The organism is Vulcanisaeta sp. JCM 16161 (assembly GCF_001316285.1).
The window spans coordinates 21300-42801 of sequence record NZ_BBDO01000003.1; the positions used below are offsets into that span (position 1 = coordinate 21300).

General features: G+C 45.8%; 33 protein-coding genes, 2 tRNA genes and 3 pseudogenes. 13 read left to right on the top strand and 25 right to left on the bottom strand.

What is annotated here, in order from left to right; translation table 11 throughout:
- Positions 1 to 14: 14 nt before the first annotated feature.
- Both JCM16161_RS04105 and JCM16161_RS04110 read left to right on the top strand, forming a co-directional pair.
- Positions 15 to 102, top strand: a tRNA-Leu gene (locus JCM16161_RS04105).
- A 297-nt stretch (positions 103 to 399) separates the two neighbouring features.
- Positions 400 to 870 carry a PaREP1 family protein gene (locus JCM16161_RS04110; protein ID WP_054855086.1) on the top strand — a complete coding sequence of 157 codons (471 nt, stop codon included), beginning with the start codon at positions 400 to 402 and terminating at the stop codon, positions 868 to 870.
- Positions 871 to 1215: 345 nt separating this feature from the next.
- Here JCM16161_RS04110 and JCM16161_RS15095 read toward each other — a convergent pair whose 3' ends face one another.
- The 7 genes from JCM16161_RS15095 to JCM16161_RS15115 all read right to left on the bottom strand — a co-directional run bounded on the left by JCM16161_RS15095 (position 1216) and on the right by JCM16161_RS15115 (position 4365).
- Positions 1216 to 1371: a hypothetical protein gene (locus JCM16161_RS15095; RefSeq protein ID WP_243669204.1), complete on the bottom strand. Its 156-nt coding sequence runs from the start codon at positions 1369 to 1371 to the stop codon at positions 1216 to 1218.
- 639 nt (positions 1372 to 2010) lie between these two features.
- A complete protein-coding gene (gene thpR, locus JCM16161_RS04120) occupies positions 2011 to 2574 on the bottom strand; it encodes an RNA 2',3'-cyclic phosphodiesterase (RefSeq protein WP_054855088.1) in 564 nt (187 codons plus the stop codon).
- A 36-nt stretch (positions 2575 to 2610) separates the two neighbouring features.
- Complete coding sequence (locus tag JCM16161_RS04125; protein ID WP_054855089.1) at positions 2611 to 3045, bottom strand: MarR family transcriptional regulator; 435 nt, start codon at positions 3043 to 3045, stop codon at positions 2611 to 2613.
- A 126-nt stretch (positions 3046 to 3171) separates the two neighbouring features.
- Positions 3172 to 3570 carry a hypothetical protein gene (locus JCM16161_RS15100; RefSeq protein WP_243669206.1) on the bottom strand — a complete coding sequence of 133 codons (399 nt, stop codon included), beginning with the start codon at positions 3568 to 3570 and terminating at the stop codon, positions 3172 to 3174.
- A 38-nt stretch (positions 3571 to 3608) separates the two neighbouring features.
- Positions 3609 to 3890: a hypothetical protein gene (locus JCM16161_RS15105; protein ID WP_243669209.1), complete on the bottom strand. Its 282-nt coding sequence runs from the start codon at positions 3888 to 3890 to the stop codon at positions 3609 to 3611.
- A 7-nt stretch (positions 3891 to 3897) separates the two neighbouring features.
- Positions 3898 to 4104: a hypothetical protein gene (locus JCM16161_RS15110; protein ID WP_243669211.1), complete on the bottom strand. Its 207-nt coding sequence runs from the start codon at positions 4102 to 4104 to the stop codon at positions 3898 to 3900.
- A gap of 123 nt (positions 4105 to 4227) precedes the next feature.
- Positions 4228 to 4365: a hypothetical protein gene (locus JCM16161_RS15115; protein WP_243669213.1), complete on the bottom strand. Its 138-nt coding sequence runs from the start codon at positions 4363 to 4365 to the stop codon at positions 4228 to 4230.
- A gap of 179 nt (positions 4366 to 4544) precedes the next feature.
- Here JCM16161_RS15115 and JCM16161_RS04140 point away from each other — a divergent pair.
- Positions 4545 to 5455: pseudogene (locus JCM16161_RS04140) on the top strand (carbamate kinase).
- Between the two features lie 49 nt (positions 5456 to 5504).
- Here JCM16161_RS04140 and JCM16161_RS15120 read toward each other — a convergent pair.
- From JCM16161_RS15120 to JCM16161_RS15135, 4 genes are read right to left on the bottom strand one after another with little or no spacing between them, the layout of a single operon-like run.
- A complete protein-coding gene (locus JCM16161_RS15120) occupies positions 5505 to 6293 on the bottom strand; it encodes a cytosine permease (RefSeq protein ID WP_243669215.1) in 789 nt (262 codons plus the stop codon).
- Between the two features lie 55 nt (positions 6294 to 6348).
- On the bottom strand, positions 6349 to 6621 hold the full coding sequence (locus tag JCM16161_RS15125; RefSeq protein WP_243669216.1) for a hypothetical protein: 273 nt from the start codon (positions 6619 to 6621) through the stop codon (positions 6349 to 6351).
- Between the two features lie 7 nt (positions 6622 to 6628).
- Positions 6629 to 6940: a cytosine permease gene (locus JCM16161_RS15130; RefSeq protein WP_243669218.1), complete on the bottom strand. Its 312-nt coding sequence runs from the start codon at positions 6938 to 6940 to the stop codon at positions 6629 to 6631.
- A complete protein-coding gene (locus JCM16161_RS15135) occupies positions 6841 to 7104 on the bottom strand; it encodes a hypothetical protein (protein ID WP_243669221.1) in 264 nt (87 codons plus the stop codon). Before JCM16161_RS15135 ends, JCM16161_RS15130 begins: the two co-directional genes overlap by 100 nt.
- A gap of 109 nt (positions 7105 to 7213) precedes the next feature.
- Here JCM16161_RS15135 and JCM16161_RS15140 point away from each other — a divergent pair, with 109 nt between their 5' ends.
- From JCM16161_RS15140 to JCM16161_RS04165, 5 genes and pseudogenes are all read left to right on the top strand, one after another.
- Positions 7214 to 7627 carry an enoyl-CoA hydratase/isomerase family protein gene (locus tag JCM16161_RS15140; RefSeq protein WP_243669223.1) on the top strand — a complete coding sequence of 138 codons (414 nt, stop codon included), beginning with the start codon at positions 7214 to 7216 and terminating at the stop codon, positions 7625 to 7627.
- Positions 7618 to 7956, top strand: a complete 339-nt coding sequence (locus JCM16161_RS15145) for a hypothetical protein (protein ID WP_243669225.1) — start codon at positions 7618 to 7620, stop codon at positions 7954 to 7956. Before JCM16161_RS15140 ends, JCM16161_RS15145 begins: the two co-directional genes overlap by 10 nt.
- A 34-nt stretch (positions 7957 to 7990) precedes the next feature.
- Positions 7991 to 8521 carry a hypothetical protein gene (locus JCM16161_RS04155; protein ID WP_054855090.1) on the top strand — a complete coding sequence of 177 codons (531 nt, stop codon included), beginning with the start codon at positions 7991 to 7993 and terminating at the stop codon, positions 8519 to 8521.
- A gap of 23 nt (positions 8522 to 8544) precedes the next feature.
- Positions 8545 to 8837, top strand: a pseudogene (locus JCM16161_RS04160) (bifunctional precorrin-2 dehydrogenase/sirohydrochlorin ferrochelatase); the annotation flags it as partial.
- Positions 8838 to 8840: 3 nt separating this feature from the next.
- Positions 8841 to 9200: a hypothetical protein gene (locus tag JCM16161_RS04165; protein ID WP_054855092.1), complete on the top strand. Its 360-nt coding sequence runs from the start codon at positions 8841 to 8843 to the stop codon at positions 9198 to 9200.
- 10 nt (positions 9201 to 9210) lie between these two features.
- Here the strand turns inward: JCM16161_RS04165 and upp are convergent, their stop codons facing one another.
- From upp to JCM16161_RS04180, 5 genes are all read right to left on the bottom strand, one after another.
- The gene (upp, locus tag JCM16161_RS04170; protein ID WP_054855093.1) at positions 9211 to 9870 is read right to left on the bottom strand and encodes a uracil phosphoribosyltransferase; all 660 of its coding nucleotides are present in this window, start codon (positions 9868 to 9870) and stop codon (positions 9211 to 9213) included.
- A 121-nt stretch (positions 9871 to 9991) separates the two neighbouring features.
- A complete protein-coding gene (locus tag JCM16161_RS15150) occupies positions 9992 to 10210 on the bottom strand; it encodes a hypothetical protein (protein ID WP_243669227.1) in 219 nt (72 codons plus the stop codon).
- A gap of 219 nt (positions 10211 to 10429) precedes the next feature.
- On the bottom strand, positions 10430 to 10615 hold the full coding sequence (locus JCM16161_RS15155; RefSeq protein WP_243669229.1) for a hypothetical protein: 186 nt from the start codon (positions 10613 to 10615) through the stop codon (positions 10430 to 10432).
- The gene (locus JCM16161_RS15160) at positions 10612 to 10878 is read right to left on the bottom strand and encodes a hypothetical protein (RefSeq protein ID WP_243669231.1); all 267 of its coding nucleotides are present in this window, start codon (positions 10876 to 10878) and stop codon (positions 10612 to 10614) included. Before JCM16161_RS15160 ends, JCM16161_RS15155 begins: the two co-directional genes overlap by 4 nt.
- A gap of 79 nt (positions 10879 to 10957) precedes the next feature.
- Complete coding sequence (locus JCM16161_RS04180; RefSeq protein ID WP_243669233.1) at positions 10958 to 11704, bottom strand: HesA/MoeB/ThiF family protein; 747 nt, start codon at positions 11702 to 11704, stop codon at positions 10958 to 10960.
- Positions 11705 to 11762: 58 nt separating this feature from the next.
- Between JCM16161_RS04180 and JCM16161_RS04185 the strand changes: the two genes are divergently transcribed.
- Positions 11763 to 12920, top strand: coding sequence for an MFS transporter (locus JCM16161_RS04185; protein ID WP_054855094.1), 1158 nt, complete (start codon positions 11763 to 11765; stop codon positions 12918 to 12920).
- Here the strand turns inward: JCM16161_RS04185 and JCM16161_RS04190 are convergent.
- Positions 12910 to 13254, bottom strand: a complete 345-nt coding sequence (locus JCM16161_RS04190) for a hypothetical protein (RefSeq protein ID WP_054855095.1) — start codon at positions 13252 to 13254, stop codon at positions 12910 to 12912. The two genes, JCM16161_RS04185 and JCM16161_RS04190, sit on opposite strands and share 11 nt — an antisense overlap.
- Positions 13255 to 13332: 78 nt before the next feature.
- On the opposite strand from JCM16161_RS04190, the gene JCM16161_RS04195 reads away from it, so the two are divergent.
- The 3 genes from JCM16161_RS04195 (at position 13333) to JCM16161_RS04205 (ending at position 14784) form a co-directional block, all read left to right on the top strand.
- A tRNA-Lys gene (locus JCM16161_RS04195) sits at positions 13333 to 13409 on the top strand.
- 92 nt (positions 13410 to 13501) lie between these two features.
- On the top strand, positions 13502 to 14446 hold the full coding sequence (locus JCM16161_RS04200; RefSeq protein ID WP_054855096.1) for a tyrosine-type recombinase/integrase: 945 nt from the start codon (positions 13502 to 13504) through the stop codon (positions 14444 to 14446).
- A 35-nt stretch (positions 14447 to 14481) separates the two neighbouring features.
- Positions 14482 to 14784, top strand: a complete 303-nt coding sequence (locus JCM16161_RS04205) for a hypothetical protein (protein ID WP_054855097.1) — start codon at positions 14482 to 14484, stop codon at positions 14782 to 14784.
- Positions 14785 to 15157: 373 nt separating this feature from the next.
- On the opposite strand, the gene JCM16161_RS04210 is transcribed toward JCM16161_RS04205, so the two are convergent.
- The 5 genes and pseudogenes from JCM16161_RS04210 to JCM16161_RS04225 form a co-directional block, all read right to left on the bottom strand.
- On the bottom strand, positions 15158 to 15589 hold the full coding sequence (locus JCM16161_RS04210) for a hypothetical protein (protein WP_054855098.1): 432 nt from the start codon (positions 15587 to 15589) through the stop codon (positions 15158 to 15160).
- Between the two features lie 334 nt (positions 15590 to 15923).
- Positions 15924 to 16163 carry a hypothetical protein gene (locus JCM16161_RS04215; RefSeq protein ID WP_054855099.1) on the bottom strand — a complete coding sequence of 80 codons (240 nt, stop codon included), beginning with the start codon at positions 16161 to 16163 and terminating at the stop codon, positions 15924 to 15926.
- Between the two features lie 102 nt (positions 16164 to 16265).
- Complete coding sequence (locus tag JCM16161_RS15165; RefSeq protein WP_243669581.1) at positions 16266 to 16370, bottom strand: hypothetical protein; 105 nt, start codon at positions 16368 to 16370, stop codon at positions 16266 to 16268.
- Positions 16371 to 17105: 735 nt separating this feature from the next.
- Complete coding sequence (locus JCM16161_RS15170) at positions 17106 to 17348, bottom strand: hypothetical protein (protein WP_243669235.1); 243 nt, start codon at positions 17346 to 17348, stop codon at positions 17106 to 17108.
- Positions 17338 to 18908: pseudogene (locus tag JCM16161_RS04225) on the bottom strand (phosphoenolpyruvate carboxykinase (GTP)). The gene JCM16161_RS15170 and the pseudogene JCM16161_RS04225 overlap by 11 nt, the downstream one beginning before the upstream one ends.
- A 211-nt stretch (positions 18909 to 19119) precedes the next feature.
- Here JCM16161_RS04225 and JCM16161_RS04230 point away from each other — a divergent pair.
- Positions 19120 to 19947 carry a hypothetical protein gene (locus JCM16161_RS04230; protein ID WP_054855100.1) on the top strand — a complete coding sequence of 276 codons (828 nt, stop codon included), beginning with the start codon at positions 19120 to 19122 and terminating at the stop codon, positions 19945 to 19947.
- A 2-nt stretch (positions 19948 to 19949) separates the two neighbouring features.
- Here the strand turns inward: JCM16161_RS04230 and JCM16161_RS04235 are convergent, their stop codons facing one another.
- The 3 genes from JCM16161_RS04235 to JCM16161_RS15180 all read right to left on the bottom strand — a co-directional run bounded on the left by JCM16161_RS04235 (position 19950) and on the right by JCM16161_RS15180 (position 21501).
- Positions 19950 to 20396 (bottom strand): hypothetical protein, encoded by a 447-nt coding sequence (locus JCM16161_RS04235; protein WP_243669237.1) that lies wholly within the window; start codon positions 20394 to 20396, stop codon positions 19950 to 19952.
- 304 nt (positions 20397 to 20700) lie between these two features.
- Positions 20701 to 21081 carry an IS200/IS605 family accessory protein TnpB-related protein gene (locus JCM16161_RS15175; RefSeq protein WP_243669239.1) on the bottom strand — a complete coding sequence of 127 codons (381 nt, stop codon included), beginning with the start codon at positions 21079 to 21081 and terminating at the stop codon, positions 20701 to 20703.
- 66 nt (positions 21082 to 21147) lie between these two features.
- Positions 21148 to 21501 (bottom strand): hypothetical protein, encoded by a 354-nt coding sequence (locus JCM16161_RS15180; RefSeq protein ID WP_243669241.1) that lies wholly within the window; start codon positions 21499 to 21501, stop codon positions 21148 to 21150.
- Position 21502 lies beyond the last annotated feature (1 nt).

The following is a 21502-nucleotide window of genomic DNA, read 5'->3' on the forward strand; positions in this document are numbered from 1 at the left end:
ATGAAAATGAACTTGCGGGGGTGCCCGAGCCAGGTCAAAGGGGACGGGTTTAGGTCCCGTTGGCGAAGGCCTGCGTGGGTTCGAATCCCACCCCCCGCACCAGAAACTGAAGTATTTTTTTCATTAGCCATTTTGCAATTTAATATTCTTCCCTTTAACAGTATTCTTTATCTTTGGCACATTAGCAATATAGAGACTTAAAGTATAGTCGATTTCGGCGAATAACTCAGATAATCTCTTAGCGTAAATTTGGGTAATACTATTTTCCCATGACTTGAACCACGTCCTTTAATGCATCACTTATTAAATGCAAATACTTTATTTTTATAAAGTATTAGACGTATTTTATGCGATATTCGTCGGACTTAATTTTTTTAACTTAGCGGCGCTTCTAAGGATGTGGCCTTAGTAATATCACCAATTGTGGCTGAGGTTTTAAGGAGGGTGGCCGGCGATAAGGATGTTGAGGAATTCATAATTGAACTCATAGCCGATAGGCTTGACCCAAAGGATAGGGTTGATGTCTACCTAAGGCTTCACGAGAAGTATCTTAATGAGGCTGAGGAGCTCTTTAATAAAGGTGACTTGACGCAGGCTGGCGAGAAGTACTGGGGCGCCGTGACCGCGTTGCTCAACGCCATTGGTGAGATGAGGGGTCTTCCGCATTATAGTCATAGGGATTACTCGGTAATCATTGATGAGCTTTACAGGGAGACTGGCGATAGGGATTTGGTCATTGGTTTTCGCCTTGCTGAGGGGCTACACGCTAATTTTTACCATAATTTCATGTCGAGGGAGGAATTCCAACTGCATAGAGAGACTGTGATTGAGCTTGTTAAGAAGTTAAGAAATATGGTGAAGGTCTCATAAAGAATAAGCGTTGATATGCATTGCCCCTTAATAGCCTTATTGAGCCCATTAACCTTTAACCTGCCTAACCATCTTTTTATTAACACTATGGTGGTAATTATCCAAAACATTACACATAATTACACATATTGCTACTTACTACTTTCTTTTCCTCTTCCTATACATTACTACTACGAGGACCATTATCATTGCAGTGATGATCCACAGCGTATCATTGTGAACGCATCATCAAAGAGGGTGTAGTGCCAAGAGTCATTAATTAATTGCGACTCGCTGGTCGCATATAGTGAATTACCGAAGAAGTAAAGGAAGTGCCTATCATTGATTGTGAGTGTGGGCGTTATATTATGGAAGTATGGAGTTCGGGCTTGGTGAGTTTATCACAGGTAGCTTCAGTGGCTTTATGAATTCATGAATTACGGAATCGCTCGTTATGTTTATGACTGTTATTAATTCCTTATACCTATAAACGCCATAAGATATACCGCATGGATATACCACAGTACGGCTATGTCCTTACCCATAGGACTAAGGCTCAAGCAGTACTCGCCTAATTCAGCGTGTAGGTTTATCGGTATCACTATCTTCTGATACTCATGCAGTTATTCTCTATCACCGTTAAAGTAATGCCATAATTGCCTTGGCTAAGTACCATGCCGTAATCATTCATATCGTGCACAACGCCACTTAAGTTACTAATTTGGAAAACCAACCTTGGCTTATCACTCATTAAATCAATACCGCATAAAGATGAGCCATCACATGGATATATGAGCACGTTATTTACAGCTGCGGAGTAGTAAGTACTTCCTAATGTTAGTTACGTTTTTGCAGTATATACTGAAGCGTTGAATCATTAATAAGTAAAATGTGTTATACGACTCATTATTCATACGTTATGAATAAGGCCAGGGTAAATGGAATTAATGCATAATGAGGAACTTTTGACCTAAACATTCGGGATTAATATTATGATGGGAAGAATATAGGTGTTACGTTATGTACATGTATAAAGCGAGTTTTACTTACGTCCCTCATGATCATTAGATACTTGCACTATTAATCTAGCAATTATTTAGGTCATAAATCTCGGTAACATCAACATGGTCAGTGAAGCAGGTGAGGGGTTAGGGTTAATGATCATGATAGTTTTATTGTCATTAAATCGCTATATATCGGGCCCTTTGGTGTTAATACACTTCTCTTGAGTTTTATTGAGTCTACGAGCTGTATCCCGAAGTCGGCGCTTTCGTATTTTCTAACCACCTTCATGTACTTATCCCTGTTTCTCACGTATTTAACCCTTGCAATGGTTATGTGTGGTACGAAGTCTCTCTCGTCTTTCTCTCCAATATCTCCTGTGAGCTTCATTATTAATTCGTGAAGGTTCATTAGGTCCTTGGCGCCCTCCTCGATACCGACCCAGATAACCCTTGGTCTCTCTATGTTTGGGAATGCGCCAATTCCTCTGATGTGCATTGTGAATTGGTTATACTTAACATTGCTGAGTCTCTTCTTCAACTCCTCAACGAGTTCCCTACTTATCTCGCCAATGAATCTCAGGGTTATGTGTAGGTTCTCGGGCTCCACGGGCTTCATATCGACACCCGCACTCATGAGGTCTCTCTGCATCCTGATTATTGGGTCCTTTAGCTTGTCCGTTAGGTCCACGGCAATGAATACCCTGTATAACTCCCTAGACATTACCAACTACTAATGCGACAATTAATTTAATTTTAACTATTGGGCAGGCCCCTTCCTAATCATCTCATAAATCCACTTATTAAGATACTCACACTTCTCAGGCGTTATCTCATCGGTGGTCCCGCATATGTCGATGTATGGGCAGTAGAAGCAGGGTATCTTCGTCAGTAGGTCGTACGTTAGGACCTTCATTAACGAACCTGCCTCAGTCAACTCCCTGGCCACGGCCATACCCAGTTCGGTCAACCTAACCCTATACATGACCCTCTTACCGCTACCAACATTCTCCTTGGCAAGCAAACCCCTCTTCTCAAGCTTGTTAATGAATGGCATACCCGCCTTACTCTTGATGCCCATGACCCTCCAAATATCCCTAAGCATTATCTCACCGCCAGCCTTGTAGATCTCCTCTAGGATCTTCGTCTCCTTATCACTCAACTCCTTAATTAATGAGGACACGTCACTACTCACGAACAAAGGCGACAAAACACATCTCTTTAAAAATTTCTAATCACATCACGACCATCTAAGTCATGCCAAAAGATCTAGAAGGAATTAATTACTTTTAACGTAAAGATAGACAGCGCCACAAAGGGGCTAGACCTCAATGACTATATTTATCTTGGACACAACCTCCTTATAGCGATTCCTAATCGTCACGTCAGTCACGCCAGACGCCTCAGCAACATCACGTTGCCTCTTCCTAACGCCCATTAGGGTTACGGCTATGTAGACCGCCGAAGCCACGAGCGCGTAGAAGGTCCTGCCATTGGTTAGGCGCTTACGTTGGCCCTCGTTTATGATCTCCATGGCGAGCTTCGTCACGTGGTACCTAATGTCCTCATTAAGCCTAAGCGCATTAATCACCCTCTGGAGGAATCTACCGAGCTCCTCCTGGCTCTTTATGACCACATCACCGTTACCAACGACCTCCCTAACGAGACCAAGCAACCTACTAATCCTCTTGCTCCTCTCAACATTTAATGCATTCCTCAACTCACGGAGTGGGCAGACAACCTTAGACCTCTTACAGGCTACGTAGAGTAGGACCAGGGCAAGGTCCTTAGTCCTGACACCCCTGAGTCATGCCTACTCGCCAATTGCCTAAAGAGGATCATGGCCTCGTCAATCACATTATCGGGCAGATTCAACTCATATTTGACGGGCTTAATCACGTCAAGTAACTCGGCAATCCTCCTCTCGGTATATTGATACTGATTATACCTATTAAGCCTAATCAACGCCCTCAACTTGCTATGTAGCATTAGGTTAGGCTTCATGCTGATCACGGAGTTACCAAGGCCCTGACCAGGCAATGCAGGCTTATTGGCTTAGCCTCTCATGCACCAAAGCCTCATCGCCACTAAACGCCCTCCACTCAGGCCCTAAGTCCATCACGTGCTCCTCAATCACTAGGCCACAATGCCTACAAACTAACTCGCCCCTCTCTGGGTCGAATACTATGTCCGTAGAGCCGCAATTGGGGCACACGAGCCTCTCCGCCTTAACTAGCTTATTTGCCGTGACCATGGCCACCACCCCTCCTTCTCCTTAGGTCTATATCCCTAACGTATGCGGACTTACCCACGAAATCCTCGGGCCTTGATAATTGGGGATCCAACTTAACCAAGCCGTAGGGTGAGTTTACGGGGCCTATGATATCATATAAACCCCAAGCCTCTTCATTGCGTAGTTATAGACGGTAATGCCGAGTGGGGGTGTTGTTGATAGCTTTATCACGAATCTCCTGTCGTGGGATAAATGCATGATATCGCCTATCTTCTTGAGCATCTAACGTATACGTCGTATACAATATTTAAAAGTAATACTTTTCGTCGTGGAGAATACGGTTGTATTACAACAATATCAGGTGAGGAATAATAAGGTATGTATATACTTAAGTATAGATATAATGCGTAGTATGTATAATAATACGAAATAAATATAAATGTGTATAATGGCTTTGGTGTGTGCTCGCTGTAATTGCGCTGGGTGGGAATGCCTTCGCGAGGGAGGGTGCTAGGGTTGGTTCACCCGAGGAACAGTGGGAGAGGGTTAGGTTGGCCGCGAATGACGTTGCTGATATGATTGGGGAGGGGTTCGATGTCGTTGTTACTCATGGTAATGGACCGCAGGCGGGTTTGCTTGCTGAGAGGTTGGTGATTACCTGAGCCTGGACATGATTGATGCGGCCACCGAGGGTTGGATGGGCTACTTAATTGCTAATGCCCTGACTAACGAGTTCCTGCGGCGGGGTATTCGGCGGAGCCCGTCATTGTTATTTCACGGTCAATCGTCAGTAAAAATGACCCAGCCTTTCAAAACCCAACTAAGTACATAGGTCCAATATATGATAAGGGGACGCTGATAAATTATCTAGGGAAAAGGGTTGGGTTTTCAGGTGGGACTCCCGTGGTGGGTTCAGGAGGGTCGTGCCATCACCAGAGCCGATGGGTATCATGGAGCTTGACCTAATTAGGTTATTGTTGAGGGAGGGCTATGTGCCATCGCCGTGGGTGGCGGTGGGGTCCCAGTCATTAGTAATGATGAGGTTAGTGGCGTTGAGGCGGTCATTGATAAGGACCTGGCAAGCCAGGTGTTGGCAAATGCCATTAATGCCGATTACCTACTGATACTGACTGACGTGGATTACGTATATATTAATTACAAGAAGCCCAACCAGATGAGGTTGACGGAGGTCACCGTTGATGAACTCGAGAAGTACTACAACGAGGGTCAATTCCCACCAGGTAGTATGGGACCCAAGGTCCTGGCAGCCATTAGGTTCATAAGGAATGGCGGAAAAGCAGCATACATAGGACCGCTGGGTAGGGCTAGGGATATCATCAGGGGTCGTATTGGGACGAGGATTGTGAGATAAAAGGAGATTAATTTGATTAATTTAATCTAGCGTGACTATCGTGACTATTCTATGTATTTCTATTAAATACCGTCATCACTTCATTACTTACGTAACCTCCCCTAAATATTGAACCTTTCAGCTCAGGTTGGTACCTGGGCATGATCCACTGCGTCATTAGTGGTACGTATATTAAGCCCGAAAGTAGGAAGGATAGTAACCATGAATTGCTAAATATTATGTTGTGGTACGGTATGAAGGGTGCGTAAATTATGAACTCCACTATTGCGAAGGTTATGAATGCCGCCGGATTAATACCCCTCCAATACCTAAATCTGCCCTTGCTCCAGAATACGTCCGTTAATTCAAACTTGAAGCGCCTTATTAATGCGTAATCAAATATTATGATGCCCTCAACGGAGCCCAACAACCCACCATACGTCAAAAGCCAATTATATAGGTAACCATAGGCTGAGCCGTAGTAAGTCCATGCACCAAGTATCACTGATACCGCAATAACTATTAATGCGCCTCTGAACCAGGTGAGTTTTCTTGGGAATGTATTGGCAAAGTCGTATGCTGGACCGACGGTATTTGCGAACACGTTAACGGAGAACGTGGCCAGTAGGAACAGGGTATTCAGTAACACCGCAAGTGTTGGGCTTAGGTATAGTGTTGATGCGAGTATTGGGTCCCAAATGGCTACGTGGTATACCTGCTCTATAGCGCCAGTAGTCATGACACCAAGCAACGCTATTAGGAGCATCATGAAGGGCATGGGCACTTGACCAACGGCCTGGGCGAATTGGCTCTTGGCGAACCTTGTATAGTCGGGCATTGATAGTGCATCGTGGCCCAATAGGCAATGTTTGCATTAAGGAATGCAAACCACATGACCCAGTAATTAACCCCAGTCACTGTGGCTTAAGCGAGAATATCTGCCCGAAGTTCCAGTGGGATAGGCTCATGAAGTTGTACCACAGTATTACGAAGCCGAGGAGCACCAGGGGCGCCGCGAGCCTTGCAAACCACTTAAGGGCTGGTTGCGCCTCGGGCACTGGCGAGAAGTATAGTAACGCTATTTGAAGTAGTATTATTGCTGCGAATGTTGTCCAGAAGACCTGTGGGAAGGCTAGGCTCAATGTGTATGGGCTTGCAATGCCCTTGGCAACGTAGCCCTCTATCACGCTTAATTTATGGGTCAATACGGCGTATATACACGGCTGCCTCAGTCATTATGTAGGTCTCTATCCCCCACCAACCAGCCCCAATGACTGCCCTGATCCAGCTTGGGAATATGGCGCCATATACTCCCCACCTAGTCCTAGTTAAGACGGGCTCTGGTATTCCATATCTGGCACCGCCATGGCTTTGTATTATCATTGGTATTAAGACTATTGCATTGCCTAGGAACACCAGGAGTATTGAGTCCAGTGTCCCCAGACCAAAGGATAGCCGACGCTGGCTAATGACCAGCTGGGCACTATGAAGGCCATGCCAAACCAAATGGCTGCATAGGTATACCAGTCCCAGTTCCTCTTCCTTATTGGTGTTGGGTGGAAGTCAACATTCCATAGGAATTTCTCCTCTGGGTATCCCTTGGTTAATTCAACCTGGCCTCTTTTTACGTCGTATTTAACGGCTTCCAACCTGTCCGTTGGGTGTGCCAAGATGCCCTCACTACGTCTTAGAATGCTTTTATAAGGGTTACTCGTAATTTAAGAGTTGGATAGGTTAAATTATTATTGAGCCAGTTCTTTAATGCGTGGGGCTCTCTTTATGAGCGTTGTGGCTACAAAACCGGTGGATGGTTCATTAATTATCAAATTGAACAGGCCGGAGAAGAGGAATGCGTTCAGTCTTGAGTTAACCCTAAGGGCTAAGGATGCAGTAATGACTGGCTGTAGGGATTATAGGGGTGTCATAATTACTGGTGAGGGTAAGGTGTTCTCAGCGGGTCTCGATTTAGCTGAGATATATGGTTTTAAATCCATTGAGGATGCCAGGAGGTACTTCTCTGCAATTAAGGACTTAGCTATTACTGTGGCTAATTGCGAGAAGCCTGTCGTTGCCCTTGTTAATGGCTCTGCCTATGGATTCGCAACAGAGCTTCTATACTTCGTTGACCAAGTCGTTGCGGTTAAGGCTCTGAATTCTCCCTGCCCGGTATTAGGTACGGCCTTGTGCCCGTGACGCCGGCCTTCGCGCCTTACCTCTTCGGCATGCTTAGGTCCAGGTTCTTCCTGGACAGGGATTTCAGGTTAAGTACCGATGAGGCTGTTAATTGGGGTCTTGTCCATAGGGTTGTTGAAAATGTTGATGAGGGCTTGAGGATATCCCTGGAACTTATTAATAAGATCGGTGCTGTACCCCACGGCGTTTACAAAACGATTAAGAGGTTAATGATCTCCTCACTAATTAATGAGGTTAGTGGTAGGTGGGATGAATTATTGAACACACTCGCTGAGGAGTCATTAAAGCCTGAGGTTAGGGCGAGGCTCGAGGAGTTCCTCAAAAAGTAATGTTATTTAAGGTATCATATCCATGTTTCCTACGATGATTGAGATATTTAGTGGTGATGAATATAGGGTTTATGTTAATGATGATGTACTGATCTTTAGTCCAAAAATCATCAATGGCATTACGCTGTTATTGCCACCACCGGGTGTTAAGCCTCAATTCTACTCAATATTAGCCGTAGTGCTTGCGAAGTCGGGTATTGAGGTGGTAATGCCGAGGCGCCATTTACCATGTAATCAATCAAGGATTAAGCAGGTCGTTAATAAACTACTCGAGAGGGGTAATTATGACTTGGTCTTAATGCTTGGTTTCGACTTAGGTATGGTTGGTTACCCTAAGTTGGTCATTGGGTTTAGTGGCGATAACGCCATTAGGCAATTGGTGATGTCAAACGTGCCTGGGGCAGTTCATGGCTTACTAATCAATGACTGCACCTGGATTAGGGATAGTGCTGGGAACGCTGATCTAGTCGTTAATGAGGAACTACCTTCACTCAATACCATTATTAAGATTAGGGACCTAGTCCTTAATACATTGCATTTGGGAGGTGTAAGTAAAAATAATTAATTGACTTAGTAACCTAGGTTATTGTGAGGGTACCGCTTTTCATAGAGTTTAGTGGTAAGAATGTATTGGTAGTTGGGGGTGGCGGTGTTGGCACTAGGAGGGCTATTAAGTTCCTCCTGGCTGGCGCCAATGTCAGGGTGTTAAGTCTCGAATTCAGCAATGAGTTGATTCGTTACGCTGAACAGGGTAAGGTGGAGTTAATAAGGGTGATGCTCATGACGAGGAACTGCTTAGGAGGAATATTGAGTGGGCTGACCTAGTAGTCATTGCGACGAATGACCCAGCAATTAATGGAAGGGTTAGGGAGTTGGCCAGGAGTATGCGGAAGTTCTTTAATGACGCCACTAACGCGGAGGAGACTGAGGTCGTAGTCCCCTTCGAAGGTGAAATTAATGGCATTAGGATTGCGGTAACGACGGAGGGGCTTAGCGGCATTGTCGCGAGGAGGACGCTGGATAAGATAATGAACATGCTTAGGGGGGATGAGGAGTTAATGAACATGGCTAGGGTTTGGTATGCAGTTAAGAGTAAGCTTAAGGAGGTGGTGAGTGACGTAAGGACTAGGTTAAATCTGTACATGGAGTTGGATAGTGATGAGAAATTCAATGAATTGGCTAGGAAGGGGTTGGTTAATGAAGCCCTGAATTATGTAATGAGCAGGGCCTCATCTCGCAATTAAGAGATTAATTTTAAGGACCGCCAAAAGCCCTGTCTCCGGCATCACCAAGCCCCGGCACTATGTAGCCCTTCTCATTTATTTCAGGGTCTATGGACACCGTGTATATCTCGGCAAATGGGTACTCCCTGAGAACCCTCTCTATGCCGTATTTAGTGGCTATGACGCTCACTATAATCGTCCTCTTCGGATTCCCATACTTAAAGACGTGCTTCAACACCGAGGTTATTGTGGAGCCGGTGGCAAGCATGGGGTCGGCAACGATGAGGATGTCGTCCTCAAATATCCTAGGCACCTTAACATAGGTAATCTCAACGTCAAAGTCCAGCGAGCCAGGTCTGTGGGACTCCTCAACCCTCCTTGCACTGACGACACCCATCCTAGCATTCGCGAATATCTTAACCAAGCCCTCAACCAATGGCATTGCTGCCCTAAGAACCTGTATAATTACGATGTGGTCAAGATCCCTAATCCTAACACCCTTGGCCTTAACACCCAGTGGTGTCTCCACCTCAACGGTCTCTATGTCCATGGACTTCACAATCTCATAACCCATCAACCTACCAAGCCTAACAAGGCCCTTCCTAAACTCAATTTGCTTAGTATTCTTATCCCTGAGAGTCGTCAATACAGCCTGCGCCAATGGGTGATCCACAACAACGACCCTACCCAAGGAGACCCGCCAAAACCGTGAAAGCACACATTTAAAGAACTTTCTCTAACCTAGCCTAGATACTACTGGTGATGATAATGGTAGCCACCGATTAGTGACGATGGTCCAAAGCGCTGATTACTTAATACGTGATTATCCTTACGGAATCCCTAGCCAACTCGAGGACCTCGAGCCTATCAACGTTTAGGTAAGCCTTTAACGTATTTATGAAGGTCTCGACACCCCTACCTGGGTTGAAGAATGGCGACTTGTACTGGGCGCCTGAGGCATACTTGTGACCACCACCGCCAAGCTTCGTAGCCACTTGTGCAGTCGTACGGACCATTCTTATCGGCTCCACAGTAATACCTGAAGGTCCTCCTATTTAACCTAAGTAGTATGTTTACCATCTTAGCGCCTCTGTGCTGGAGCTCGATCGTTAATTGCCTATAGGATATTCCTAAGTCAATGGGGCTGTAGATGTTTATTATATCCTTAATCGGTATTTTATCGGCAATCTCGAGCATGAGCTTTTTAGCCCTGTAACCCCTCTCAATCAATTTACCAATCCTGGAATTACTCAATGCTTGAAGCCATTAACGGCCAGGTTCTTAACAATAAATATCTTCTCGGGGTATGACGCAAACCTAACAGCTAAGTCGAGCTTCTCAGCCTCATCACTCGTTATATTGGCCGTGTCGGTTTCAATGGCGACCTTAACAAGACCGTTGGCTATTGGGTCGTTCTCTAGGTCCAGGGCCTTCATTGCCATGAGGGCTGAGCAGGGTGCCTCCGGGTCGTAAAACTCGACCTTGGCACAGGGCTTATTGGTTCTGTGGTGATCAGCCTTATGAGGACCTTACCTGGGCATGGCAGGTCAGCCACGAAGGTCCAGAAAAGACGCTTAATCCACCAGGACCTATAAACCTCGCTTGGTGCTGCAAGGACGACAACGCCATTTGGGTACTTCCTCAGGAATAGGGCTGCGCTCGTTATGCCATCAACATCACCACTATCGCAAAGTGCCAATGGCCTATTGCTCAGCTTAGCCATAGTGCCGATAAAAATCTCCTCATGAGCAGTTACCCGGCTAATTAATTCCTTAAAATTATTTTTCCTTAAGATATCTTGAGCAGACAGGGCAATTCTCAACTCTACTTAGCTTTATCTCATCAATGACCCAATTCTTACCATCAATAATCAGTAATTTATTTATGAGGGGCTCACCAATACCCGTTATCAACTTAATAACCTCAGCGGCCTCTATTGACGCCACAACACCAACTATAGGGCCGACAACGGGGCAATAACCAACGCATTGGGGTAATGACCTAACCTGGACCAGTTCATAGAGGCAGGGGGTCTTGCCCGGTATTATCGTTGATACTTGGCCGTACCAACCATTCACCGCGCCGTGGACCAGGGGCTTCCTTAACTTTACGATTGTCTCATTTAGTATCTGCCTACTTAACCAATTATCGAGTGCGTCAACAACTACATCGACATCCTTAAGCACCTCCTCGGCATTCTCACTAGTCAATGCCTCATTCACAGGTCTTAACTTAACGGTTGAGTTAAGGTCATGAAGTCTCCTCGCCGCAACCTCAACCTTCGGCTTACCAACATCCTCCTCCCTATACAATAATTGCCTGTGAAGGTCTGTAAGGCTAATTGTGTCATAGTCAATTATTGTTAATTCACCAACACCAGCACCGACTAGGTACATCGATACCAGTGTTCCAAGACCTCCCAAGCCCACGACCGCCACGCGGGCCCTCGAAAGCTTCTCCTGACCCTCCCTACCAATGACCGCGACCTGCCTTGAATACCTATCAATTAATTGTATAGTACCCATACCAGGAACCATTACTTAAAATTAATATTAATAAGAATTAAGCACCACGTTAGCATCAATGAGAAGTGGCAGGACGTTATTACCATACCTACCAATACTAATGATTAGGATCGGATCAGGAGCAAACACATTCCTAATATCCTACCTATCACCAGGCAGTAACATAATGATCGGCCTAATACTCGCCTCATACCCATTCGTCGAAGCCTTAAGCTCATTTGTGGCGGGTTACATGGCTGATAGGCTGGGCAGGAGGTTAACATTGATACTCGGGTATACCTGGATACTGATGTTCATGGCGCTTATATACCTGGCAATAGCCCTGCTGAGGAATCCCCTAGCCACCGCCATATTCAATGGCGCAATGGGCTTTGGCGCAGCCCTAGTCCTAGTATCCACCCTAGCCATGATAACAGACCTAACCGAGAGGGGGTACAGGGGGTTGGGCATGGGCGTCTTCGACTTCATGAACATATTTGGTTACGCGCTTGGCTACATGATCGGCTCAATACTTTACCAGGTGATTAGGGGGCCCATAGCATTCATAGCACTACTGGTGCTGTTGATCATGCTTTACGTAATAGTCCTTAATTATATAATCGAGACAAGACCGACCATAGGCGCGGTTTACCTAAATCCATTAAGAGGTGTTTCGAGGAAGGCAATACCGACGCTACCCATTTGGTTCTCAATAACCACGATATTGGGTGCCGCGATATACTCGGGAAGAGCCATAGGAAGTATTAAGGGTGTGATGCCGATACACGTTGGCGCCCTATTCCTAGGCGCAACACTCGTGGTTGGCTTGGGCTCCGTATTCTTTGGTTACGTATCAGATAGGCTTGGTAGGCTAAAAACAATGAGTATTGGAGTTACCGGCGTGAGTATTGGCCTCGTAATACTAACCGTATTACTCTTATTGGGTGTTAACCCGATAGTTGCCGTCGCCGTCTCAGCCCCCTTCATATTCATGGCGTCTGCCGTGGTGCCGTCAATACTTGCGTTAACGGGTGACGAGGCATTAATAAGCATGAGGGGCTCAGCAATGGGCCTATACAGCCTAGTGCTTGGGTTTGGCATGGGATTAGGCAGTATCCTGGGTAGTTACTCATACGTTAAGCTGGGGCTCGGTGGAATAGCACTACTGGCCCTTGTAATATTCATAGTCGCATTCATATTATACATAGTGCTCAGGGCGATCCTACTTAAGAAATGAGCTGGTAATGAATGACTAACCGAGCATTACCGTTCTTACCCCTAAACTCGATAATCGATGTATTAACCTCCTCACGTAGAGTAATCACCAGGGGAAAGCCGAGGACCTTAAGCCTAGCCTTCACTGAACCAAGGACTGATCTGGGAAGCTTAAGCTCATCACCAAGCCTCTTAACAACATCCTCAATTATGCAATTGGCGTAATCCTCACCACAACCCTCAAGCTCAGCCTCAATAACATCACCATCTATATGCTCAACATACTTAATAGTACCACCATCCAAGACCCACTCACCATGGTAATCACCAAGCCTAACATCGACTATTGAAGACACAGAGTAATTTTGAACAACGAGATTAAAAAGCTAAAGTGGCATAAAACCTTAAAAGGCAAGGATAAAAAGATAAGGGCTGGGCCCGTAGCTCAGCCAGGTAGAGCGGTGGGCTTTTAACCCATAGGTCGTGGGTTCAAATCCCACCGGGCCCGCCATTTTCTTGTTCAGTTTTTCTTGACTGTGTTACAATTCGATGTATTTCCTGTTACAGTATCCTTAAATATGGGTCTGTAACAGCTTGTGCAGTATGGTTGATTGCCAGCTTTATGACCTAAGTAAGATTCCTAATGATGTTAGGGTTAGGATCATTAATTACGTGATGGAGCAGAGGCGTGTCAAGGCCCGTGATTTGGGCGTGACTCTTAACCTGATTTCGATGATTCGCTCTGGGAAGAGGCGTGTTACTGAGGACCTTCTCTGCCGTGCGATGGCTTATCTCTCGCCTGACGAGTTGGCTAAACTCCTTGGTCAGGTCCCCGAGGTTGAGCCTGCGAGCGTCAATGATATCATTAGGGTTATTGTTAGGGCCAGGGCTGACCCAGAGTTTAGGGATTTGCTCCTCTCCTACATGGAGCGTTACCTCGGCGATTACATTAGGAGTGTTGGCAGGCAGTGGGTTGTCTCGAAGGAAGACATTGAGGCATTCATCAAGGCTAAAAAGCTCAGGGGAGTTAGTGAGAAGACGATTAGGACTGAGGTTAAGTACATTGAGAGGACCTTGGCCGAGATGGATTGGGTATTGAGCCCCGAGAACATTCGTGAGTACCTGGCTAGCCTGAAGGAGGATAATGAGGACTACGTGTTGAAGCACACGACTTACAGCCTGAAGTCATTCCTCAAGGAAGTACTGAAGCCTAGGGACCCCGGGCTGTTTAGTCTTCTCTATAACTCATTCACCGTGTTCAGACCAAAGAATCACAGCAAAACAAAACTACCAACAATCGAGGAACTTAGGCAGATTCTCCAAAGGATAGAGAGCATTGAGGCTAAGACCTACTTCATCATCCTTGCGGAGACTGGACTAAGGCCAGGAGAGCCCTTCTTAGTTACAATGGATGACGTGGATCTTGAGCATGGTATGCTACGCATTGGCAAGGTGACTGAGACAAAGCGTGCCTTCATAGCCTTTCTTAGGCAGGAAACGCTTGACTTCATCAAGCGTGAGTACCTGCCAGGCGTGAGCGATTCCTAGGCAGTATTGAGAATGCTTGGCGCGCAACGCCATGGATGAGTGATGAGGCCATAGCCAGGGCAAAGAGCAAGTTCCTACCCTTCGACCAATCAAGGCTAAGGAGGGAGATTAAGGAAGCCGCCAAACAAGTCCTTAACAGGGATTTTGAGCTTTACGAGCTGCGTAAGTTCTTCGCAACCTGGATGATCAGCAGGGGCGTGCCCGAGTCGATTGTGAACACCCTGCAGGGAAGGGCACCACCAACCGAGTACCGAGTCCTAATCGAGCACTACTGGAGCCCAAGACACGAAGAACTCAGGAATTGGTACTTAAGCCACGCACCATGCCTACTGTGCTGATTTGTGGGTTAGTTTCTTTGCCGGCTTATTCCGTTACCTCGATTATGCTTAACGGCTTCAAGTCCCGTCTAATGGAAACAGGGCCCATTAATGACCCTGAGCGGGTGCTTGATTTTGCCGCCTCCCCTCTCAATCTACGATCTATTATTATGTAATGGATTACGAAATATAGAGTCATTCCGCATATCGCTGCAGATGCTATAAATACTAAAGCAGCTAAAATAGAAGAGGAGCTAAAAAATAGCTCTCAATAATAATGATAGTGCTATGCTAATATGAAGAATATTCGAGGCTATTATTGAGACTATCAATAACGTTATTATAACTGATAGTGCTGCGTATGCCATTAATGCTATGTCTATCGTCCTCTTCTCTAGTACGTGTGGTGGATTACCCTGCTGATGTTGTTGATTACCCTGTTGATTGAGCGCCTCCAGGCTTCCCTTGTTTCGTATGGTATGAATGTTTCTATGCAATTTCTCTCTATTTCCTTCACGCACTCAGCCCTCTCGATTGAGAAGTACCTGACCTTTATTGTTAGGTGCGTCATCACGAGTATTAGGATCTGCAGCGCCAACAGCACTGCAATGCTCATCCACGCCTCATCGCCTAGTAATAATTTCGTTAAGGCAACAACCAATGAGGAGCCGGCGATGGTGCCGAAGGGAACCTCCCAAAGCAACCTATCATAGTACCTCCAATCCTCAGAAACCCTCCTATAAACCTCAATGAGAAAATCACCCCGATTAATACACGCCCACCAAATTTCATTTCCATCACACCCAACAACCTGCCCCTGAGCCATCAATAAAAGGCAGCTTTCTAGGCGTTAAAATAAATAATGCAATACACGGCAGGTATAATCAACGCGAAGCGGCTCAAAACCCTTTCACGACAGAAAAATCTATAAAGCCACTGAGTTAGTGATTACACAGCGGGGTGGGCTGGCCCCCATCGGTGCCGGCGTATCATCACCACTCAGACGGTCCACCACACGTCATCGGGTCTAGCCCCACCCCGCACATCATAGTGAGGTTGCAATTACACGCGGGAAATTAAAAATAACGCCCCAACCCAAACCCGAAAAGGCAAACTGCTTCACGGCCTGTGGAAAAAAAACGCGTGATAAACCTAACGGCTCACGCGTGATTTTTCTCGATGTCCCTTAAATATAGATTAATCAAGTCCTTGAAGCTTGTGTTTATTGCCACCACGCCGTCCTTAATCGTGATGACTCCAGCAGCCTCGAGGTGCATCAGGTATGGGTAGACCCTCCTGCTGAATAACCTGCGTAGTTCCCTCTCCCTAACGACTTCCTTCCTCGCCATCAACGCGATTAGTACATGCGTCAGGTTATAGCCCTGCTTCCTGCGTGGCACGGAAAAGAGTAACTCCGCCGTTATTTATGGCTAACTCTATTTAGCTTCATAAGCCCCGCAGAACATGAGTTTCTTATTTTATCTTGTCTAATCACGAAGAGACTAAATAGATTTAGCCCACCGCACAACCTGGCGCCAGCTAAGGTAAAACTCAGTAGTTTGCTGGGCAAAGAAATAAGCCTCTGGATAAAAGCCTCTATTAAGCATGTCCCTGCTCAATGCCTTATACCGCTCAGCCCTTGCGTACCATCGTGACGCCATTTATGCCAATATTATTTCATTAATGCCTAAATAATATTTACTGCAACTTAATGCGTTAGTTCACGGGGCTATCTCAGGTAATTAGAAGAACTTGTTTAAGCTCCATTTTATTAACGCCTATTTTATTGGTGCTAAGTGAACGAGGTATTTTAATGAACTAAGAGAGGAACATATTGCAATGTAGGCTCGAACAGGTGGTGGTAAGACCGCGGCTTATCTCCTGCCCACTATGAATTCGATGGTTAGTAATTACGGAATTCCTAATTATCGTGTCAACCCGTGAATTAGCACCTCAATTTGCCTCACATTAAGGGAGAGAGCATATAAACCTCATAGATAGTTGTCCCGGGAGTACTATGCGTTATTACTTCATGGTCTTCATGAAGCAGTACATGAGAGAGCATTAAGAAGGTTTAGGGATGAGGATGGAAAATATCGTATTAGTAACTACGGATTTAGCCTCTGAGATTTAGATATAATTGATGCGTAGCTAATGATTAATTTTGATCTACCGAACAACCCAGAAACTTACATTCACAGGATAGGTAGAACCACAAGGCTTGATAGAGGGCGCGCAGTAACACTAACTACAGGGGATGAGTTATAGTAATGAATGCTGCGGCTAATCTTGGTGATTCTCGATATAAATTAATGGTTTTTGAATGAATTAATGCCCTGTAATCACTCAAACTTTTGTGGTGGTATTACATCACCATACTTACTCCTGGCGTCTAGTAATCTTTGTCTCTGTTCCTCAAGCACCTCGAAGAACCTCCTTGGCGTCGTGGGTATTTCCGAGTATATTTTCCAGATCCTGTCAATCTTCTCAAGGAGTTTTGTAGCCCTTATTGCGAATTGCTTCGTGTAATCCTCAGGCCTATACTCCCTATTTAGCACTTCCTTAAACAGGACCTCAGTCTTCATACCTCGGTATATAGCCTATTGGCGTCCTTATTGCACCAAGCTCGTTATGCACCCTCCTCTCCATCCACTGAAGCCAAACCCTCTTATCCTCCTTACTATTAAGGAATTTGCCCTGTTCATCCCTAAGGAAGTAATTGACACCAAATATCCTTGGAGGTCTCGTAAGGCCCTCACCGAACTTCAGATAATTCGCTATGTAGATGCCCAGATCCACGGATAGGAAGTCAAGGTTAGCCATTGGGTTGAACTCCCTCTCACCGGGCTTACCAATAACCGCTGCCGTCCTCTCTGACTCGAGGGACGCGGCTATCGTGATCACACCATGCTCCCAATTAAAGGACTCAACAACAGGAACGAGCGTATCTGGGTCCCTACCGCCAAATATTATTCCACCAACAACGACGCCGTTTGGATCGTCATAGGCAGGGTCCAGGTTCTTAAAGGCCTTTAATGACACCGTGAACCTGGCATTGGGATGGGATGGTGGTACTGGGTTGCCCCTCTCGTCGGTCTTCCCCCTCCACCACCTACCCGTGTAGTTAATGCCCTTTTCAGGCTCGGGCTTACCCATCCCATTCCAGTATACCTCGCCATCCTCGGTAATTAGCACATTCGAGAATATTATCTCATTGGGTTTTGTCAATACCTCATATATTAATGGGTCATCAACCGGGTTTATACCCTCGATTATTCCAAAGACGCCTATCTCCGGGTTAACGGCCCTAACCTCGCCATTAACATTCCTTAGGAAGCGAGGTCATCGCCAATTAACCTGCCGAGCATTGCCGTTGACGTCTTGCCTGAGTATGACGGGAATGCACCAGTGAAGTAGGTGACCCTGCCCCCAGGTCCTTCAACGCCTATCAGGAACATGTGCTCGCTGAGCCACCCCTCCTCCATTGCTCTCTTAATCGTGAGCCTAAGGGCCAGTTTCTTCAGGCCAATGCTATTGCCACCGTATTGAGTGTTTACTGAGTACACGGTCTCGTCAAGTAGGTCTATGTATATCCTCCTTTGCTTAATGTTCTTGCTCTGCTTCATCTCATTTAACTCACCCTGCGAGTGAATGAACTTGAGGAACCTAGCCCTCTCACCCTGCCTAACGAATTCGTCGTAGGCAGTCCTATATAGTATGTTCTCATTGTGCATTACGTAGTAGGAGTCCGTTATTTGAACAGCCAATATACTGAAAGGCGAGCCCTTGGGTCCAAGCGAGTAGAAGCCAATGAGCATCTCCCTACCCCTCATTATTCCGTTAAGCAATGAGTGTATTTCCTTCAGTCCCTCATCACGATCCTTAGTCCTTATGAATGGCAGTTTCTGACCACCAGGTAATAATATGGCCGTGTCCTCACGGGCCCTGGCTTGGTCGTAAGGACTATCAAAGTGTACCGTATGCCCCGGCGTTTTAAGCGGTATCTCCTCACCAACCTCTATCGCCCTCCTCCTAATGTAGTCAAGATCCTCTGGGCTACCCGTGTTTATAAACACAGAGTCGGGCTTGCACAGGTCCACAGCCCAGACTATGAATTTATGAAGCTCAGGATTCCTAATGCCCATTAATCTTCGGTACATCTCATCACTCATTTTACTTCGGAGAAGCCGTTCAACCTCATCTGAAGTACTCGGTCCCATTAGACCTATTACTACTTATGTCCTTATAACTATTTCTCTATAAGTCACAATATCATAACTACTGGGTAAACCCATTTAACTCCAGTAACTCATATAAGGTAACTCATATAAGTTCGAAACCACTGATTAATTTAGCATGGCATGGAATGCGAGATACACACTCGCACTCTTAATAGTGATAATTGCATTACTTGTAATATCAATGGCGATTTACCTTAACCCAATCATGACAAATACAGGTAACATACTTGCCCAGGAGGGCGCAATGCAGCAGCAGTATTTAGAGCCGATAAATATGACGGTATCATCAATACTTAATTATACGAGAAGTCTATACCACAACCTAGTTAATTACCTAGGTGCAATAACCACATACCTGGAAAATATTTACTATTATCAGCGCGTCAACGCAACAAGCATAATCAATGCAATAAATGGAAGTACTACAAAGGTAATTAATAGATTAATGACCGTTAACTCAACAATCATAAACTCAATAAGTACTGCGGAAAATAATATTGAGAGCAACATAACATCAACAGTAAATAATGCTGAAAGTACCATTTATAATGCCGTAATTAACGTGAGTAATTACGTGGCCAATAACAATACCCAAATAATAGGTCTACTAAATAAATTATTGAGGCATGTCGCCATGTATTATCAATTATACGGTGCGCCTTACACGTACATCCAGCAATCATATACCCTATTCACATTCAGTAACCTAACGCTTGTTGAGGCATTGCTCATTAATATAAGCGTGCCCTCCGGAGGCAATGTGACCGTTTATTGCTATACGGTACCTGGCACATCAATAAGTATTTCCGCGTATTCGATGATCGCGACGACTACGGAGACGATAACCATAAACATTAGTAATTACCCATGCTGGCAGGTCACGATTCAAGCACCAGGCTCAACACTCAACTGGTACTCCGGCGTACTGCTTTACCAGGGTTGAAATCACGGTAATCCGTAGATGAGGACAAGTATTAAACAGGCTAAGACCAACGACTCAATTAATAGCCCAACACCAATTCTCCTAACCCTGCGCCTTAAATCATTCATTGGCAACTTACCCTCCTTAGTAACAATAAACGCCCTAACCGTAGGCTCAATAAGCACTACTAAAGGCAATAATCCACTAACGATGTAGAGCCCGTAGGCCAGGGCTGGCAGGCTTATGAACCAGAGAATCGATGAGTGATAAGGCTTGACACTCTGCCTAAACGGTGGCTTACCCTCCACATACAGCGCAGAGAATGCGTGGTAAGTAACCCACAATATCGACACCACTATTACCTTAATCACCAAGTTGCCGCTCACGAGTACGTACCACGCTAAGTACGTTGACGCTATTAATGCGGTTCCAGAAACATTAGCCACGGCAGACCTACCCCTCCCACGCATTACCTCGGCCATGAATAATGCGAGTGGCACTAATGGGATTAATAGCCAAATACCCAGGTATGGAATAAGTACTAGGTATGGCGCCGTATTTATTAGGAATAGTAGGTAATCACGTAAACCGTTTGTCCCTACACTCGATCATGAGTGTAGGGACTTGGTCCTCAGCCACCTGCTCATCCTGATCACAGGTGGGTCATGGGACCCCGTCGAGGCCAACGGCATGGGCCTCCCATCTCCAGCCCTTCTGACTAGATTATAGAGTGCTACGACGTTCCTGTGCCACAGTTCTCCACCCTTCTCGCACCTACACCCTTGGAGCACCGCTCCCATTGGGTGGGTAGGCGATTCTGCCCCCGTGGATGGGGCAGGTGGAGGAGGTGTGGGCTGGGTTGACTAGGATTACTGGGACTCCGTATTCCCTGGCCTTCTCGATAATTGCGTTCTTCATCGAGGAGAAGGCTGAGCGGTAGATCCTAAGCCTAAGTTGTTTATCCTCCACATCCCTAACCATGTGCTCCGGAGCCCTCTTGGGTAAGTCTTCGAGGACTATAGCTAACCGTCTCTCCTTTGCTTCCATGACGATTAGCTTAGCCAACTTCCTCCTTACGTTAAGTCTCTTGTCCCTTTCCCTGAGTCTCCTCAGCTTCCTCCTAACCTCCCTAACCTTTGTGGAATTGCCCTTCATGATAGCCCTCCTCCTGTACTCATAACCCAGTGTAATCCTCTTGAAATTAGTCTCCAGTAGGATTGGTTAATTCTCGATTAGAATTGAAACCGAGTTTTCATTCAAGTCCACTGGTAGGAAGCCATTGGGTTCATAGGGTTTAGGCTCATCCTTCCTAAAGATGATGTAGAGCTCCACAACGTTACCCTTCAGTAGTTTGAACCTGGCCTCGCTCGCCATCCTCCAGCCACCGTTGAAGTACCTCCAGAAGAGCCTATGGTACTGAGGATCAAGCTCCACCCAACCGCGTTTAGTGGCTACGCGTATAGCGTCAAGCCCAAACCTCCACAGGTGGTCATCAAGGTGTACCGTCACATTCCTCAGCTCAGGTCTGTCAGTGTAGGCCTTCCTAAGTCTCCTCAGCCTAAAGAAGCTCTTCAAC